Source organism: Blautia luti (assembly GCF_033096465.1).
In the GTDB taxonomy this organism is placed as follows: domain Bacteria; phylum Bacillota; class Clostridia; order Lachnospirales; family Lachnospiraceae; genus Blautia_A; species Blautia_A luti.
Genome location: NZ_AP028156.1, coordinates 3,158,141 through 3,172,700, shown reverse-complemented (window position 1 = coordinate 3,172,700; position 14,560 = coordinate 3,158,141). Strand labels below are relative to the sequence as shown.

The window sequence follows — 14,560 nt, the reverse complement described above, 5'->3', positions numbered from 1 at the left end:
AAATGATGTACAGGCATACTCTTCTAGCAAAGTGTTAATGCATTAGTTTAGCTCATGATAGAAACCTAAAAGGGGGAAAACAGTATGAAGAGAGAGTCGTTTGGCTCACGGCTTGGTTTTATCCTGGTATCAGCAGGATGTGCCATCGGTATTGGAAATGTATGGAAGTTCCCGTATATCTGCGGGGCATATGGAGGCGCAGCTTTCATTTTGATCTACTTATGTTTCCTCGTAATCCTGGGTATTCCGGTTCTGGTATCTGAGTTTGCAGTAGGACGTGGAAGCCACACAAGCGTTGCGAAATGCTTCGACAAGCTGGCACCTGCAGGAACCTGCTGGAAGCCACTGAAATCTATTGGTATCATTGGATGTTACATGTTAATGATGTTTTACACAACAGTAGGCGGATGGATGCTTTATTACTGTGTAAAGAGTCTGCGGGGAGATTTCGTGGGGGCAACTCCGGAAGCAGTAACACAGGCATTCTCTGATATGCTTGGAAATGCACCTGTTATGATGTTATGGATGGTGATCATCTGTATCATCGGATTTGCAGTCTGTTTCATGGGTCTGCAGAATGGAATCGAAAAGATTTCCAAAGTAATGATGAGTGCTCTGCTGATCATTATGGTAATTCTGGCTGTACATTCTGTTATGATGGAGGGAGCCGGAGAAGGAATCCGTTTTTATCTGGTTCCTGATTTCCAGAAGATCAAAGACGCAGGTCTGGGCAATGTAGTATTTGCGGCATTAAGCCAGTCCTTCTTTACATTGTCTATCGGTATTGGTGCCATGCTGATCTTCGGAAGCTATCTGGACAAGTCCAGAAGCCTGACAGGTGAAGCGGTAAGCATTACTGTACTGGACACTTTCGTAGCACTGACAGCTGGATTTATCATTATCCCTGCATGTTTTTCCTATGGAATCCAGCCGGATGCAGGTCCGAGCCTGATCTTTATTACACTGCCTAATATTTTTGCCAAGATGAGCGGCGGCGCATTATGGGGAAGCCTGTTCTTCCTGTTTCTGACTTTCGCAGCAATCTCTACGATCATTGCTGTATTTGAGAACCTGATCGTATTTAATATGGAACTGTTTCACTGGGATCGTAAGAAGAGTGTGATCGTGTGCGCGGTTCTGGTAGTGATCTTAAGCATTCCATGTGTACTGGGCTTTAATGTCCTTTCCGGCTTCCAGCCATTTGGAGATGGAAGTAGTATCATGGATCTGGAAGACTTTATTGTTTCCAATAACCTTCTGCCTCTGGGAAGCCTGGGTTACCTTCTGTTCTGTACCAGAAAGAATGGATGGGGCTGGGATAACTTCATTGCAGAAACAAATGCCGGTACAGGAATGAAATTCCCGAAATCCCTGAAAGGATATGTTTCCTATGGAATTCCTGCTATTATTATCATCATCTATCTGAAAGGATACTATGATAAATTCGCAGGTCTGGGAACAGGAACACTAATCGGCTGGATGATCGTAGCATTCCTGCTTCTGGGATTTGTATTCTACTGTGCAATGGCGAAAAAGAAAAATAAATAAAACTACTGCTCTTCGCTGGGGGCTTTGCCGAATTGTTTGCGGTAAGCTCTGGAGAAAGTGCTGTATTCTGCAAAGCCGCTCTCATGGGCGGCTTTTAGTATGGGGGTTCCTTCAGAGATCAGAGTTCTGGCCTGAAGGAGCCTTTTGTTTATGACGTAATTATGCAGGGTATAGCCGGTTTCTTCTTTGAATTTACGCATCAGGTGGTATTTGCTGATGTAATGCCTGGAGGCCAGGGCGTCTACGGACAGATCTTCACCCAGGTGGTGATTGATGTATTTAAGGATATTGGCGATCTGTGAATCATAGCTGTAGGATTTTTTATCGAAGATGTACTGCTTCTCCAGGAAGATGCGGTTTAAGTAGACCATAAATTCCTGAAACAGAGCCTGAGTCAGAATGTCTTTGCCGAAAGCTTCTGATCTGGCAGAGGCTTCCAGCTCGAAGAGAACATCCTTTAATTTCTCCTGAAGGCTGGAATTCAGACGCACCAGATTATAACTTCTGTCACTGGCTTTCTGGAAACATTGCAGAAGCTGCTTATTGGGAATATCGTTTTTGATCCAGAGGATAAAGCGCTCATAGGGCACGGATGCATCAATCTCGGATTTGTGAATGGCGTGCCTGCTTACCAGAAGAATATCCCAGGGCTTCAGGTGGTAAGCTTTTCCTTCAATATGGTAGGTGACTTTTCCGGAAAGAAAGATCACTACTTTGTGGAAATCATGATAATGATATGAAAACTCCTGCCCGGTCTGATCCTTAATGTGGAAAAGACGGAATTCTTCATTTAAATATCCTTTTTTTTCACTCTGGTAGAACTGTTCTGAGAAAATCATAAAACCTCCCTGATCATCGGATCATAAGAATGATATAAGTGGTTTCGCGCGAAGTGGTCTGCAGATGTAAGCTGATATTATTATAAATTTGCAGAGCATTTTTTGCAATATAATCCGCATTTTAATCTATATACATGGTAAAAATATCAATATATAATGAGGAATATAAGAGAGCAAAAACAATTGCAGATTGCTGGGAAGCGCTGTAAACAGTCAATAGATTGGGGTATAAAGAGAGGGTATGGCTATGAATCAGACAATTATTATGAGTAAATATCAGGGACTTGGAAATGATTATCTTATTCTGGATCCGAAGAAGAATGAAGTGCAGCTTCAGGGGAAAAAAGTGGCACTGCTTTGCCAGAGAGGATTTGGACTGGGTGCAGACGGAGTTTTATACGGGCCGGTAGAGATTGAAGGCAAGCTGGGTGTGCGTATTTTTAATGCAGACGGAAGCGAATCTGCTATCAGTGGAAATGGTGTGCGTATTTTTGCCAAGTATCTCATGGATCAGGGATATATTACTGAGAAAAAATTTGACATCGAAACCATGGCGGGCACCATTCACGTAGAGTGCCTGAACAGCCGGGCTACGGAGTTTAAGGTAAATATGGGAAAACCATCCTTTATTTCCAGCGATATTCCTGTTTCCGGTGAAGTGCGTGAAGTAATCCGTGAAAGCTTCGTATTCCATGGAAAAGAATACAAAGCTACCTGTCTGACAGTGGGAAATCCACACTGTATTATTTTTACTGACAATGTAAGTGCAGAAGCAGTGAAAAATCTGGGACCTTATGTGGAAAACGCAGACGAATTTCCGGAGAGAATGAACCTGCAGATCTGCCGCCAGATTGACAAAGGAAATCTGGATATTGAAATCTGGGAGCGGGGCTCCGGATATACCAAGGCATCAGGAACCGGAAGCTGTGCGGCAGCGGCAGCAGCATATAAGCTGGGACTGGTGGAATCACGCATTAATGTGAATCAGCCTGGAGGAATGATCCAGATCGATATTGAGGAAGACGGAACGATTTATATGACAGGAACAGTAGGATACATTGCGGATATGAGTATAGCAGAGAGCTTTTTCTCATAAAATAAATAGAGTGGATGATCTTATCCGCCTAACAATTCCCGGGAGCTGAAAATGTTTCCGGGAATCTTTTATTTGTATTTTTCTGTGGGATATGCTATTATCTTGAAAGAGTTACCCCGCCGCAGTGCGGGCGTGGTCTGAAAGTGAAAGTAATTAAAATAAGAAAGTGGGTGAAGCTGTGGTTGAATTAGATCAGTTCAAGAGTATTCTTGCAACTTACACAGAACCATTAGTGGAAGTGAGGGATTCACTTTGACCTCGCTAACAAAGAGCAGAAGGTCGAAGAATTAGAGCGCGAAATGGAAGCGCCTGATTTCTGGGATGATGCAGAAGTTTCCCAGAAGAAAATGAAAGAATTAAAAGATATGAAAGATGACATGGAGACGTATCAGAATCTGGTGACCCAGATGGAAGATATGGAAACCATGATCGAGATGGGTTATGAGGAGAATGATCCGGCACTGATCCCTGAAATCCAGGAGATGCTGGATGAATTCCAGAAGGACTTTGACAATATCCGTATCAAGACACTGCTTTCAGGTGAGTATGACAGTGAGAATGCCATTATCAAACTGAATGCAGGTGCAGGCGGAACAGAGGCCTGTGACTGGTGCGGTATGCTTTACCGTATGTACAGCCGCTGGGCAGATAAGAAGGGATTCAGCCTTGAAGTGCTGGATTATCTGGATGGTGATGAAGCAGGTATTAAGTCTGTTACATTCCAGGTAAACGGAACCAATGCATATGGATATCTGAAATCGGAGAAAGGAGTTCACCGTCTGGTGCGTATTTCTCCTTTTAATGCAGCAGGTAAACGTCAGACTTCTTTCGTATCCTGCGATGTCATGCCGGATATCAAGAAGGATCTGGATGTGGAGATCAATGATGACGATATCCGTATCGATACTTACCGAAGCAGTGGTGCCGGCGGTCAGCATATCAACAAGACATCATCTGCCATCCGTATCACACATTTCCCGACAGGAATCGTGGTACAGTGTCAGAATGAACGTTCTCAGCATATGAATAAAGACAAGGCTATGCAGATGCTGAAAGCAAAGCTGTATCTTCTCAAACAGCAGGAAGCAGAGGCAAAACTTTCCGGTATCCGTGGTGAAGTAACTGATATCGGATGGGGAAATCAGATCCGTTCCTATGTAATGCAGCCATATACCATGGTCAAGGATCATCGTACAAACGAAGAGACCGGAAACGTGGATGCAGTATTAGACGGTGGAATTGATATCTTTATCAACGCATATTTGAAATGGATCGCATTGAAGAAATAATGAATAGAAAAGGCTGTCTGAAATATGGCAGTCTTTTTGTGTTGTATGTAATAACTTAATTCTTGCGTATTTCTATCTGTTGTGTTAATATATCCATTGTATAAATACAAATGTCTTTAAGAAACGGACAGGTAAATAGAGATGCAGAAACCAATATCAGAAAAAAAGAAATATTTTGTAGTGAGAGAACGTGCAGTTCCGGTAGTCCTGTTGAAAGTCGTAGAAGCCAAGAAACTTCTGGATTCCGGCAAGGTAGACACTGTACAGGATGCGGCAGAGCGGACAGGGATCAGCAGGAGTTCTTTCTACAAATATAAAGATGATATTTTCCCATTTCATGAAGAAACTAGGGGAAAAACCATCACTTTTATCATTCAGATGGATGACGAACCGGGGCTTTTGTCGGTTGTCCTGCAGACGATCGCACGGTTTCACGGAAACATACTTACCATTCACCAGAGTATTCCCATCAATGGAGTTGCCACACTCACTTTGAGTGTAGATATTCTTCCGGGTGAGGGAGATGCAGAAGCAATGGTAGAGATGATTGAACAGAGTGAAGGAATTCACTATCTGAAAATTTTAGGCAGGGAGTAAAAGAAAAATGATCAATGTAGCAATTTTGGGATATGGCACAGTAGGAAGCGGTGTATTTGAAGTATTAAACACAAACAAAGAGAGTATTGCAAGACGTGCCAGACAGGAACTCAATGTAAAATATGTTCTGGATCTTCGTGATTTTCCGGGACAGCCTGTAGAGAAAGTTCTGGTTCATGATTATGAGCAGATCGTCAATGATCCGGAAGTAGATATCGTAGTAGAAGTAATGGGCGGTGTAGAACCGGCGTATACTTTTGTAAAGAAAGCACTTCTTGCAGGAAAGAATGTATGTACATCCAACAAGGCACTGGTTGCCAAACATGGCCGTGAGCTCATGGATATTGCAAAGGAAAAGAGCATTAACTTCTTATTTGAAGCAAGCTGTGGCGGCGGAATCCCGATCATCCGTGTGATCAACTCTTCCCTTACAGGAGATGAGATCGATGAAGTGACAGGTATCCTCAACGGAACAACCAACTACATGCTGTATAAGATGAGCACAGAAGGATGCGAGTTCGACACCGTGTTAAAAGAGGCTCAGCAGAAAGGATATGCAGAAGCAGATCCGACTGCAGACGTAGAAGGCTACGATGCATGCCGTAAGATCGCAATTCTTTCCTCTCTTGCCTATGAGAGATATTTTGACTTTGAAGATATTTACACAGAGGGAATCACAAAGATCACACCGGAAGACATGGAATATGCTGCGAAGCTTGGCAGAACCATCAAACTTCTGGGAACAAGCCGCAGAGAAGCAGATGGAACCTGCTATGCACTGGTTGCACCGTTCCTGCTTGGCAAGGACAGCCCTCTTTATAATGTCAATGATGTGTTTAACGCAGTTTTTGTACATGGAAACATGCTTGGAGATGCTATGTTCTATGGAAGCGGCGCAGGTAAACTTCCTACTGCAAGTGCTGTAGTTGGTGATATCGTAGATGCTGCCAAACACCTTCACACAAATATTTCAACAAACTGGAACGGCACTCCTGCAGTCCTGAAACCACTGGATGATGTGACAGGAAGATTTTTCGTAAGAATTAAGAAAGATGCAGCAAAGGAAGCGAAGAAGGTATTCGGTGAGATCGAAGTGATCTGCCTGAAACAGCTTCCGGAAGAATGTGCATTTATTACTGCTGAAATGACACAGGGTGAGTTCAAAGAGAAACTGACAAAGATCGAGAGCCAGGTACTTGCAAAAATCCGCGTAAAAGATTGATAAATTGACGGATTTCGTGTATGATATAGGTTACTGAACAACAGGAAAGGGAAGGCATTAAGTCTTTTCTTTCCTGTAAACTTATTATGGAGGAAGCAAAAAACAATGTTAATTGTTAAGAAATTTGGCGGTACATCAGTTGCAAATAAAGAGCGTATCTTTAATGTTGCGAAACGCTGTATCGAGGAATACCGGAAGGGAAATGACGTGGTTGTGGTTCTGTCTGCGATGGGCAAATATACAGACGAACTGATCACCATGGCAAAGGATATCAACGAGAAACCTCCGAAAAGAGAGATGGATATGCTCTTTACCATCGGGGAACAGATGTCTGTTGCACTGATGGCGATGGCAATGGATGAAATGGGCGTGCCTGCAGTATCCCTGAATGCTTTTCAGGTTTCCATGCATACCACAAGCAGCCATGGAAATGCACGATTAAAGAGAATTGACACAGAGCGTATCAAGAGAGAACTGGAGAACAAGAAGATCGTAGTTGTTACCGGATTCCAGGGAGTTGACAAATATGATGATTATACAACTCTGGGACGAGGCGGTTCTGATACAACAGCAGTAGCTCTGGCAGCAGCGCTTCATGCAGATGCCTGCGAGATCTATACAGACGTAGACGGCGTTTACACAGCAGATCCGCGTAAGGTTCCGAATGCAAGAAAACTGAAAGAGATCACCTACGATGAGATGTTGGATCTGGCAACTCTGGGAGCTGGCGTACTTCACAACCGTTCTGTAGAGATGGCGAAGAAATATGGCGTGCCTCTTGTGGTACGTTCAAGTTTAAACAACAGCGAAGGAACTGTGGTAAAGGAGGAAGTAACAGTGGAGAGAATGTTGATCAGCGGTGTTGCTCTGGATACAGATGCAGTAAGGATCGCGATAATCGGATTAAAAGATGAGCCGGGTGTGGCTTTTAAAGTATTTGATACACTTGCAAAGAAGAATATTAATGTAGATGTGATCCTGCAGTCTATCGGACGTGCCGGAAAGAAGGATATTTCCTTTACAGTAGACGGTAATGATCTGGATGACGCAGTGGCAGCTCTGGAAGCAAACCAGGCAAGACTTGGATATGCAGAACTTCATTCTGAGAGAAACATTGCGAAGCTTTCTATCGTAGGTGCAGGAATGATGAGCAACCCTGGAGTAGCAGCGAAGATGTTCGAGAGCCTTTATAATGAGGGCGTAAATATCAACATGATCTCCACATCTGAGATCCGTGTGACTGTACTGATCAACGAGAAAGACGGAGTACGTGCCATGAATGCAGTACATGATGCATTCAATCTGGCAGACTGACAGGTGAATTTATGACACAGAGAAGTGAATTAAAAGCCCGGGCGAGAGAGCGGATGTCTGGAAAGTACGGAACACTGATCCTGGCATTTGTGATCGTCCAGGGACTGCTGTTAGTCAGCAGCCTGGTATCCGGAGAACTGTTTCCGGGAGACTCCGTTCTGGATATTGTGCTGGCAAATGTTTTTTCTTTTATCCTGTCACTGATCGTGAATGTGATGTCAGCGGGAATGATCTATATGTATCTGAATATTGCCAGAGGGAAACAATATTCACTGAATGATCTGCTGTATTTTTACAGAAATCATCCGGATCGCGTGATCACGGCTTCCTTCGTGTTTGCAGTGATCAATCTGCTGACTATGCTTCCGTCCACGATCTACAGTTATACAGCACAGGTGGATGTAAATGATATTAATGCTCTGGCAGATTCTGTGGTGATAAGTGCTTCTATGCTGATCATCGGGCTTCTGGTTTATGAGGTGTTGGTGATCCCTATGGAGATGGCGTATTTTATCCTTTCTGACCATCCGGAGATGAAAGGAAGAGATGCGTTGAAAGAGAGCATCAATCTTATGAGAGGAAGCTGTGGCAGATACCTGATGCTGAAGGCAAGCTTTATTCCGTTGATGTTTTTGTCTGTGTTTACCTTCTATATTGCACTTTTATGGATCCTTCCGTATATGGTTATGACAGAAGCGATGTTCTATCGTGATCTGATGGGAGAACTTACTGCAGAGAAAGAGGAAGAAGAACGTGCGGCACAGGATTATGTGAACCCGATATTCGGTGGACGGATCCAGGAAGAACAGCCGCATCCGCAGCAGTTCTGGCGTGCACCGGAAGAACCGGCAGCAGATTCTTATGACAACAGGGAAGAACAAAATACCGCAGATAACGAAGAAATGCAGAGTAATGTGCAGAGCACAAACAGTACAGAAAAACGGAATGATCAGGAAGATACTGCAAGCCCAAAAGAACAGAGAACCCCGCCAGCCCAGGAAGAGGAAGAAGACAACGAACCGAAACCATGGGATGAGTATTTCAACAGTCTGAAATAAAGAATATAGAAAAAGTCCTTTTTTGATGTGATAAAGATAATCGGCAGAAAAGGGCTTTCTTTTTTGGCTCCGGATAAGGAAAAATGATCTGAAAGAAAATTGTGGAAAAAACCGGTGCATGAATGCTATAATAGAAACAATTGTTGTTAATATGAAAAAACAGTATGGGAAGGTTTTTAATGACTATGAATACAAACGAGATCAGCGGAAAGCGCCAGATGGAATTTCTGGCAGGATTTGACTATATCAGAGAGGCAGGTACTGCAGGCGAGGAAAAAGCGGCAGCACTGCTTCTGGAAACATTGAGCAGCTTAGGTGTGGAAAGCCGTCTGGAAGAGTTCGGTTTCGATACTTTCCAGATAAAGAAGGCAAAGCTGACAATTACAAAACCGTACAAAAAGGAATACACAGTGACTGGATACGGCAGATGCGGCAACACGGCAGAGGATGGACTGCAGGCGCCGTTTGTCTATGCAGAGAATGGTGATGAGATCAGCCTTGCACATGTCAGCGGAAAGATCGTTATGGTAAATGATCCGATTAGAAAAGACATGTACCAGAAGCTGGTGAAGGCAGGTGCTGTTGGCTTTATCAGTATTGCAGGTTCTCCGTTAGATGAGGGAGAGGATCTGGTTCCGCGCGCATATGGTCTGCCGAAAAATCTGCCGGGAGAAGAGAAAAAAGAGGCAGGAAAAGAAGCACAGAATTATCATAACAGAATTCCTGGCGTAAGCATTCATTATAAAGATGCCATCGAACTGGTGACCAACGGAGCATCTCAGGCATGTTTGTCTGTAGAACAGAAGACTGTAACACGTACATCACGCAATGTAGTGGCACGGATCGAAGGAACCGATCGAGCAGAAGAAATCCTGACTCTGACTGCACATTATGATTCTGTTCCTGAAGGACCTGGGGCATATGATAACATGTCCGGCGGTGCCATCATTATGGAACTGTGCAGATATTTCCAGGTGCACAGACCACGTAGAACAATGGAATTCGTATGGTTTGGTGCAGAGGAAAAGGGTCTGCTGGGAAGCCAGAGTTATATCAAAGTCCATGAAACAGAGCTTCCTGCACACCGTTTCAATATGAATGTAGACCTTGCAGGACAGCTTGTGGGCGGAACGGTAGTTGGTGTTACAGGAGATGCTTCTGTTTGTAATATGATCACTTATATGGCTCATGAGATCGGAATCGGAATGTCAACCAAGAATCAGATCTGGGGAAGCGATTCCAATACTTTCGCATGGAAAGGAATTCCTGCAATGACTCTGAACAGAGATGGTTTCGGCATGCACACCCGCCACGATACCATTGCACTGCTGTCAGACTGGTCACTGGAGAGAAGTGCCATCCTGCTTGGATACATTGCAGACAGACTGGGAAATATCGACAGTTTTCCATTTGAACGGAAAGTACCGGAAGAATTTATTACTCAGCTGGATGAATATTTCGGCTGATTCCCGACGGGAAAATCCGGTACTTGACAAATGAACGCCGGATTGATAACCTATCACAAGAGCGTTTTTTGCAGAACCGGTACAACGATTCTGATAAGCAACAAGAGGAGATAAAGAAATAATGGATATTATTCAGGTAATCACACAGGAATTAAAGGTGGAAAAATGGCAGGTAGAAGCTGCAGTCAAATTAATTGACGAAGGTAACACCATCCCATTCATTTCCCGATACAGAAAAGAAGCAACCGGTTCCCTCAATGATGAGCAGCTCCGTGCACTCTTTGAGAGACTGACTTATTTAAGAAATCTGGAAGATAAGAAGAACCAGGTATTAAAGAGCATTGAGGACCAGGGCAAACTGACAGAGGAACTGAAGAAACAGATCCTGGATGCCCAGACTTTGGTAGTGGTAGAGGACTTATACAGACCATATCGCCCGAAGCGCCGCACCCGTGCGACCATCGCCAAGGAAAAAGGTCTGGAGCCGCTGGCAGATATCATTCTTCTGCAGATGACAGACAAGCCGGTAGAAGAGGAAGCCAAAGCATACGTTTCTGAAGAAAAAGGCGTTAAGAATGTCACAGAGGCATTAAACGGCGCCAAAGACATTATCGCAGAGCGTATTTCCGATGAAGCAGACTATCGTATCTATATTCGTAACCTGACCACAAAGAACGGAAGTATTTCTTCTGCTGCAAAGAATGCAGAGACACAGTCTGTATACGAGATGTATTATGAATTCGAAGAGCCGATCAAGAAACTGGCAGGACACCGTGTTCTTGCATTAAACCGTGGTGAGAAAGAGAAATTTATCACTGTAAAGGTAAATGCACCGGAAGAAGATATTCTTCGTTATTTAAATAAGAGAGTCATCAAGAAAGATAACCCGAACACAACTCCAATCCTGAAAGCAGTTGTAGAAGACAGCTACAAACGTCTCATCGGACCGGCTATCGAGCGTGAGATTCGCAGCGACCTTACAGACAAGGCAGAAGACGGCGCGATCCGTGTGTTCGGCAAGAACCTGGAGCAGCTTCTGATGCAGCCTCCAATCGCAGGCAAAGTGGTACTTGGATGGGATCCTGCGTTCCGTACAGGATGTAAGCTTGCAGTTGTAGATGCTACAGGTAAAGTACTGGATACTACAGTTGTTTACCCGACAGCACCGACTACAGAAAAGAAGATCCGTGCTGCCAAAGATACAGTAGAAGCAATGATCGAGAAATACGGCGTATCCTTGATCTCTGTAGGAAACGGTACTGCATGTCGTGAATCAGAGCAGGTCATCGTAGATATGCTCAAAGAGATCCCGGAGAAGAAAGTACAGTATCTGATCACAAATGAGGCCGGAGCATCTGTTTATTCTGCAAGTAAGCTGGCTACAGAAGAATTTCCTAATTTTGATGTAGGACAGAGAAGTGCGGCTTCTATCGCAAGACGTGTACAGGATCCCCTTGCAGAACTGGTTAAGATCGATCCGAAGTCCATCGGTGTAGGCCAGTATCAGCATGATATGAACCAGAAGAAACTGGATGAAGCGTTAAGCGGCGTTGTAGAAGACAGTGTAAATAAAGTCGGCGTAGACTTAAATACAGCATCTGCATCTCTGTTAGAGTATATTTCCGGTATCAGCAAAGTGATCGCCAAGAATATCGTAGCTTACAGAGAAGAGAACGGTCAGTTCACTGACAGAAAAGAACTTCTCAAAGTAGCGAAATTAGGCCCGAAAGCATTCGAGCAGTGCGCAGGTTTCATGCGTATCTCCGGTGGAAAGAATCCTCTGGATGCAACAAGTGTACATCCTGAGAGCTACGAAGCAGCATCTGCTCTTCTTGCCAAACTTGGATATAAACCAAAAGATGTGATAGCAGGAAATCTTCTGGGACTTTCCCTGCAGGTAAAAGACTACAAAAAGATGGCAGCAGAACTGGGAATCGGTGAGATCACACTTCGCGATATCGTGAAAGAACTGGAGAAACCGGCCCGTGATCCGCGTGATGACATGCCGAAACCGATCCTTCGCTCTGATGTTCTGGAGATGAAAGACTTAAAAGAAGGAATGGTTCTGAAAGGAACTGTCCGTAATGTCATTGACTTCGGTGCATTCGTAGATATCGGAGTACACCAGGATGGTCTGGTACACATTTCCGAGATGACAGAGAGATTTATCAAACATCCTCTGGAAGCAGTAAGTGTAGGGGATATCGTAGATGTACGCGTGATCGGAGTTGATATGAAGAAGAAACGTATCAGCTTATCTATGAAAGGTCTGAATAAATAACAGAAAATAATAAAACAGGGATTACTCTTGGCAGATATCAGAGGATCTGCTGGTGTAATCCCTGTTGGTTTATAAAGACCGATCATTCTGTTTCACGATGTGAAGTAAGATGTTCTTCAAGACTGCGTGCAGCGATACTCTGGGGTCTTTTTACATTGCGGATCAGACAGATCTTTCGCTCAGGGAGCGCCTCTTTAATAGGAATCTGAATGATCTTTCCAGATGCCAGATGTTCTTTGGTAAGGTCTTCAGGGAAGAAACTAATTCCCAGATTATGTTCTACCATAGGGAAGATCTGGTCTGTGGTGGCAACTTCCATATCTGGTGAAAAAGGAAGATTATGTCTCATATAATACTGAGTATACAATTCCCGTGTACTGCTCCCTGGTGCAATGCCGATCAGTGGAAGATCCTGCAGATCCTGCAGGCTATGTGTTTCAGATGCAATATCCGCATATTCCGGACCGCCGATGAGAATCTCGCGGAAGGAATACAGGGGAATTCTCTGAAGAGGTTTCTTCAATGCAACGGGAGTGGTGACTACTGCGAAGTCTACCAGGCCGTTTTCCAGTGCCTGAACTGCCTGTGGTGTGGAATGATTGGAGATTCTCAGCTTCACATGTGGATAATGATGATGGAATACCTCCAGCTCATTTAATAAGAAGAGACGCAGCGCGGTCTCACTGGCTCCGATATTGATCAGTCCGCTCTCCAGACCTTTATCCTTGAGAAGTTCATTTTCGCCGGACACAAGCTGTTCGATTGCAATAGAAACATGTTCAAAAAGTTTCTCACCTTCCAGGGTCAGCTGGACACCACGGTTAGAACGGATAAAAAGCTTACAGCCTAAGTCGTTCTCCAGGATATTCATACAGCGCGTAATATTTGGCTGGTTATTCCCCATAACGTCGGCTGCTTTGGAAAAGCTCTTATACTGAGCTACATAATAAAAAATACGATAATAATCCAGAATCATAAATCAGTCGGCTCCTTGTAGTATATAAAAATGTGATATCAGATATAGAAAATATACGTTTGTATATCAATGTGTGAACAAGTATAATACCTCTTGGTCAAAAAATCAACACTAGAGCGTGTTTGAAAAAGGATTTCTGCAAGATGTGCGTCAAAATTTGTGGGAATGATTTTTCAAACACACTCTAAAGTCCTGACAATGGGACGCTGGGGTATTTTACCTGCTTGGCTGCAATCATGCAGCAGACAGTATTTGTGGAGACTAAAAGGAAGGGAGATTACCGAATATGACAACAGCAAATAAGACAATTAAGATCAATGATATAGAGGCAGCCAAGAAATTGGTCAGTGCAGCAGTCAGATGCCCCTTTGATATCGATATCGTATCCAAAGGAAAAATTTTTATTGATGCCAAATCCATTCTTGGAGTATTAAGTCTGGGCATCGAAGAGCCCCTGGAGCTCAAATACGAAGGCTACGATGAGAACTTCGAATCCATTGTTTCCAGTATGTTAAGCTGATGGGAAATCAGTATAGTTATCTGTATCTACTTATTATCAATATCATCACATTCTGTGCATTCGGGGAAGATAAACGAAGGGCGAAACGTCGTATGTGGCGGATTCCGGAGGCGCGCCTGCTCCTTCTGGCAGCAGCAGGGGGCTCAGTGGGAGCACTGCTTGGGATGTATACTTTTCATCATAAGACCCGAAAGCTGAAATTCTGTATTGGATGTCCTGCCATTCTGGCAGCACAGTTAATGCTGCTATATTTTTTACAAACCAATATTTTTATCTGACCGGATCAGGCAGTGAAGCGGATTGCGAAAATCCGTGTTACAGCCTGTGACGGAGATTGTGTTACTTTATATAAGG

At 43.8% G+C, this 14,560-nt stretch carries 13 protein-coding genes; 11 read left to right on the top strand and 2 right to left on the bottom strand.

Features of this window, described 5'->3' with window-relative positions:
* Positions 1-84: 84 nt before the first annotated feature.
* On the top strand, positions 85-1,548 hold the full coding sequence (locus R8695_RS14685) for a sodium-dependent transporter (RefSeq protein ID WP_118509361.1): 1,464 nt from the start codon (positions 85-87) through the stop codon (positions 1,546-1,548).
* A gap of 2 nt (positions 1,549-1,550) precedes the next feature.
* Here R8695_RS14685 and R8695_RS14680 read toward each other — a convergent pair whose 3' ends face one another.
* The gene (locus R8695_RS14680) at positions 1,551-2,387 is read right to left on the bottom strand and encodes a helix-turn-helix domain-containing protein (RefSeq protein ID WP_154779572.1); all 837 of its coding nucleotides are present in this window, start codon (positions 2,385-2,387) and stop codon (positions 1,551-1,553) included.
* Between the two features lie 247 nt (positions 2,388-2,634).
* On the opposite strand from R8695_RS14680, the gene dapF reads away from it, so the two are divergent.
* From dapF to R8695_RS14640, 8 genes are all read left to right on the top strand, one after another.
* Positions 2,635-3,483, top strand: coding sequence for a diaminopimelate epimerase (gene dapF / locus R8695_RS14675; protein ID WP_330584947.1), 849 nt, complete (start codon positions 2,635-2,637; stop codon positions 3,481-3,483).
* 178 nt (positions 3,484-3,661) lie between these two features.
* Positions 3,662-4,772, top strand: a protein-coding gene (gene prfB / locus R8695_RS14670) for a peptide chain release factor 2 (RefSeq protein WP_118509364.1) whose coding sequence is annotated in 2 segments (ribosomal slippage) — positions 3,662-3,736 and positions 3,738-4,772 — 1,110 coding nt in all. Because the reading frame shifts where the segments join, the coding sequence is not laid out codon by codon here.
* A gap of 141 nt (positions 4,773-4,913) precedes the next feature.
* Positions 4,914-5,369, top strand: a complete 456-nt coding sequence (locus tag R8695_RS14665; protein ID WP_154779573.1) for an ACT domain-containing protein — start codon at positions 4,914-4,916, stop codon at positions 5,367-5,369.
* Between the two features lie 7 nt (positions 5,370-5,376).
* On the top strand, positions 5,377-6,591 hold the full coding sequence (locus R8695_RS14660) for a homoserine dehydrogenase (RefSeq protein ID WP_154779574.1): 1,215 nt from the start codon (positions 5,377-5,379) through the stop codon (positions 6,589-6,591).
* Between the two features lie 105 nt (positions 6,592-6,696).
* Positions 6,697-7,905: an aspartate kinase gene (locus R8695_RS14655; protein WP_118509367.1), complete on the top strand. Its 1,209-nt coding sequence runs from the start codon at positions 6,697-6,699 to the stop codon at positions 7,903-7,905.
* An 11-nt stretch (positions 7,906-7,916) separates the two neighbouring features.
* Positions 7,917-8,963: a DUF975 family protein gene (locus R8695_RS14650; RefSeq protein WP_118509368.1), complete on the top strand. Its 1,047-nt coding sequence runs from the start codon at positions 7,917-7,919 to the stop codon at positions 8,961-8,963.
* A gap of 179 nt (positions 8,964-9,142) precedes the next feature.
* On the top strand, positions 9,143-10,429 hold the full coding sequence (locus R8695_RS14645) for a M28 family metallopeptidase (RefSeq protein WP_243139433.1): 1,287 nt from the start codon (positions 9,143-9,145) through the stop codon (positions 10,427-10,429).
* A gap of 121 nt (positions 10,430-10,550) precedes the next feature.
* The gene (locus tag R8695_RS14640; RefSeq protein WP_118509369.1) at positions 10,551-12,710 is read left to right on the top strand and encodes a Tex family protein; all 2,160 of its coding nucleotides are present in this window, start codon (positions 10,551-10,553) and stop codon (positions 12,708-12,710) included.
* A gap of 82 nt (positions 12,711-12,792) precedes the next feature.
* On the opposite strand, the gene R8695_RS14635 is transcribed toward R8695_RS14640, so the two are convergent.
* Entirely contained in the window at positions 12,793-13,686 is an 894-nt protein-coding gene (locus tag R8695_RS14635; protein WP_154779575.1) for a LysR family transcriptional regulator, read from the bottom strand.
* Between the two features lie 286 nt (positions 13,687-13,972).
* Here R8695_RS14635 and R8695_RS14630 point away from each other — a divergent pair, with 286 nt between their 5' ends.
* Both R8695_RS14630 and R8695_RS14625 read left to right on the top strand, forming a co-directional pair.
* A complete protein-coding gene (locus R8695_RS14630) occupies positions 13,973-14,206 on the top strand; it encodes an HPr family phosphocarrier protein (RefSeq protein ID WP_118509371.1) in 234 nt (77 codons plus the stop codon).
* Positions 14,206-14,484, top strand: coding sequence for a DUF1294 domain-containing protein (locus tag R8695_RS14625; RefSeq protein ID WP_118509372.1), 279 nt, complete (start codon positions 14,206-14,208; stop codon positions 14,482-14,484). The genes R8695_RS14630 and R8695_RS14625 overlap by 1 nt, the downstream gene beginning before the upstream one ends.
* Positions 14,485-14,560 lie beyond the last annotated feature (76 nt).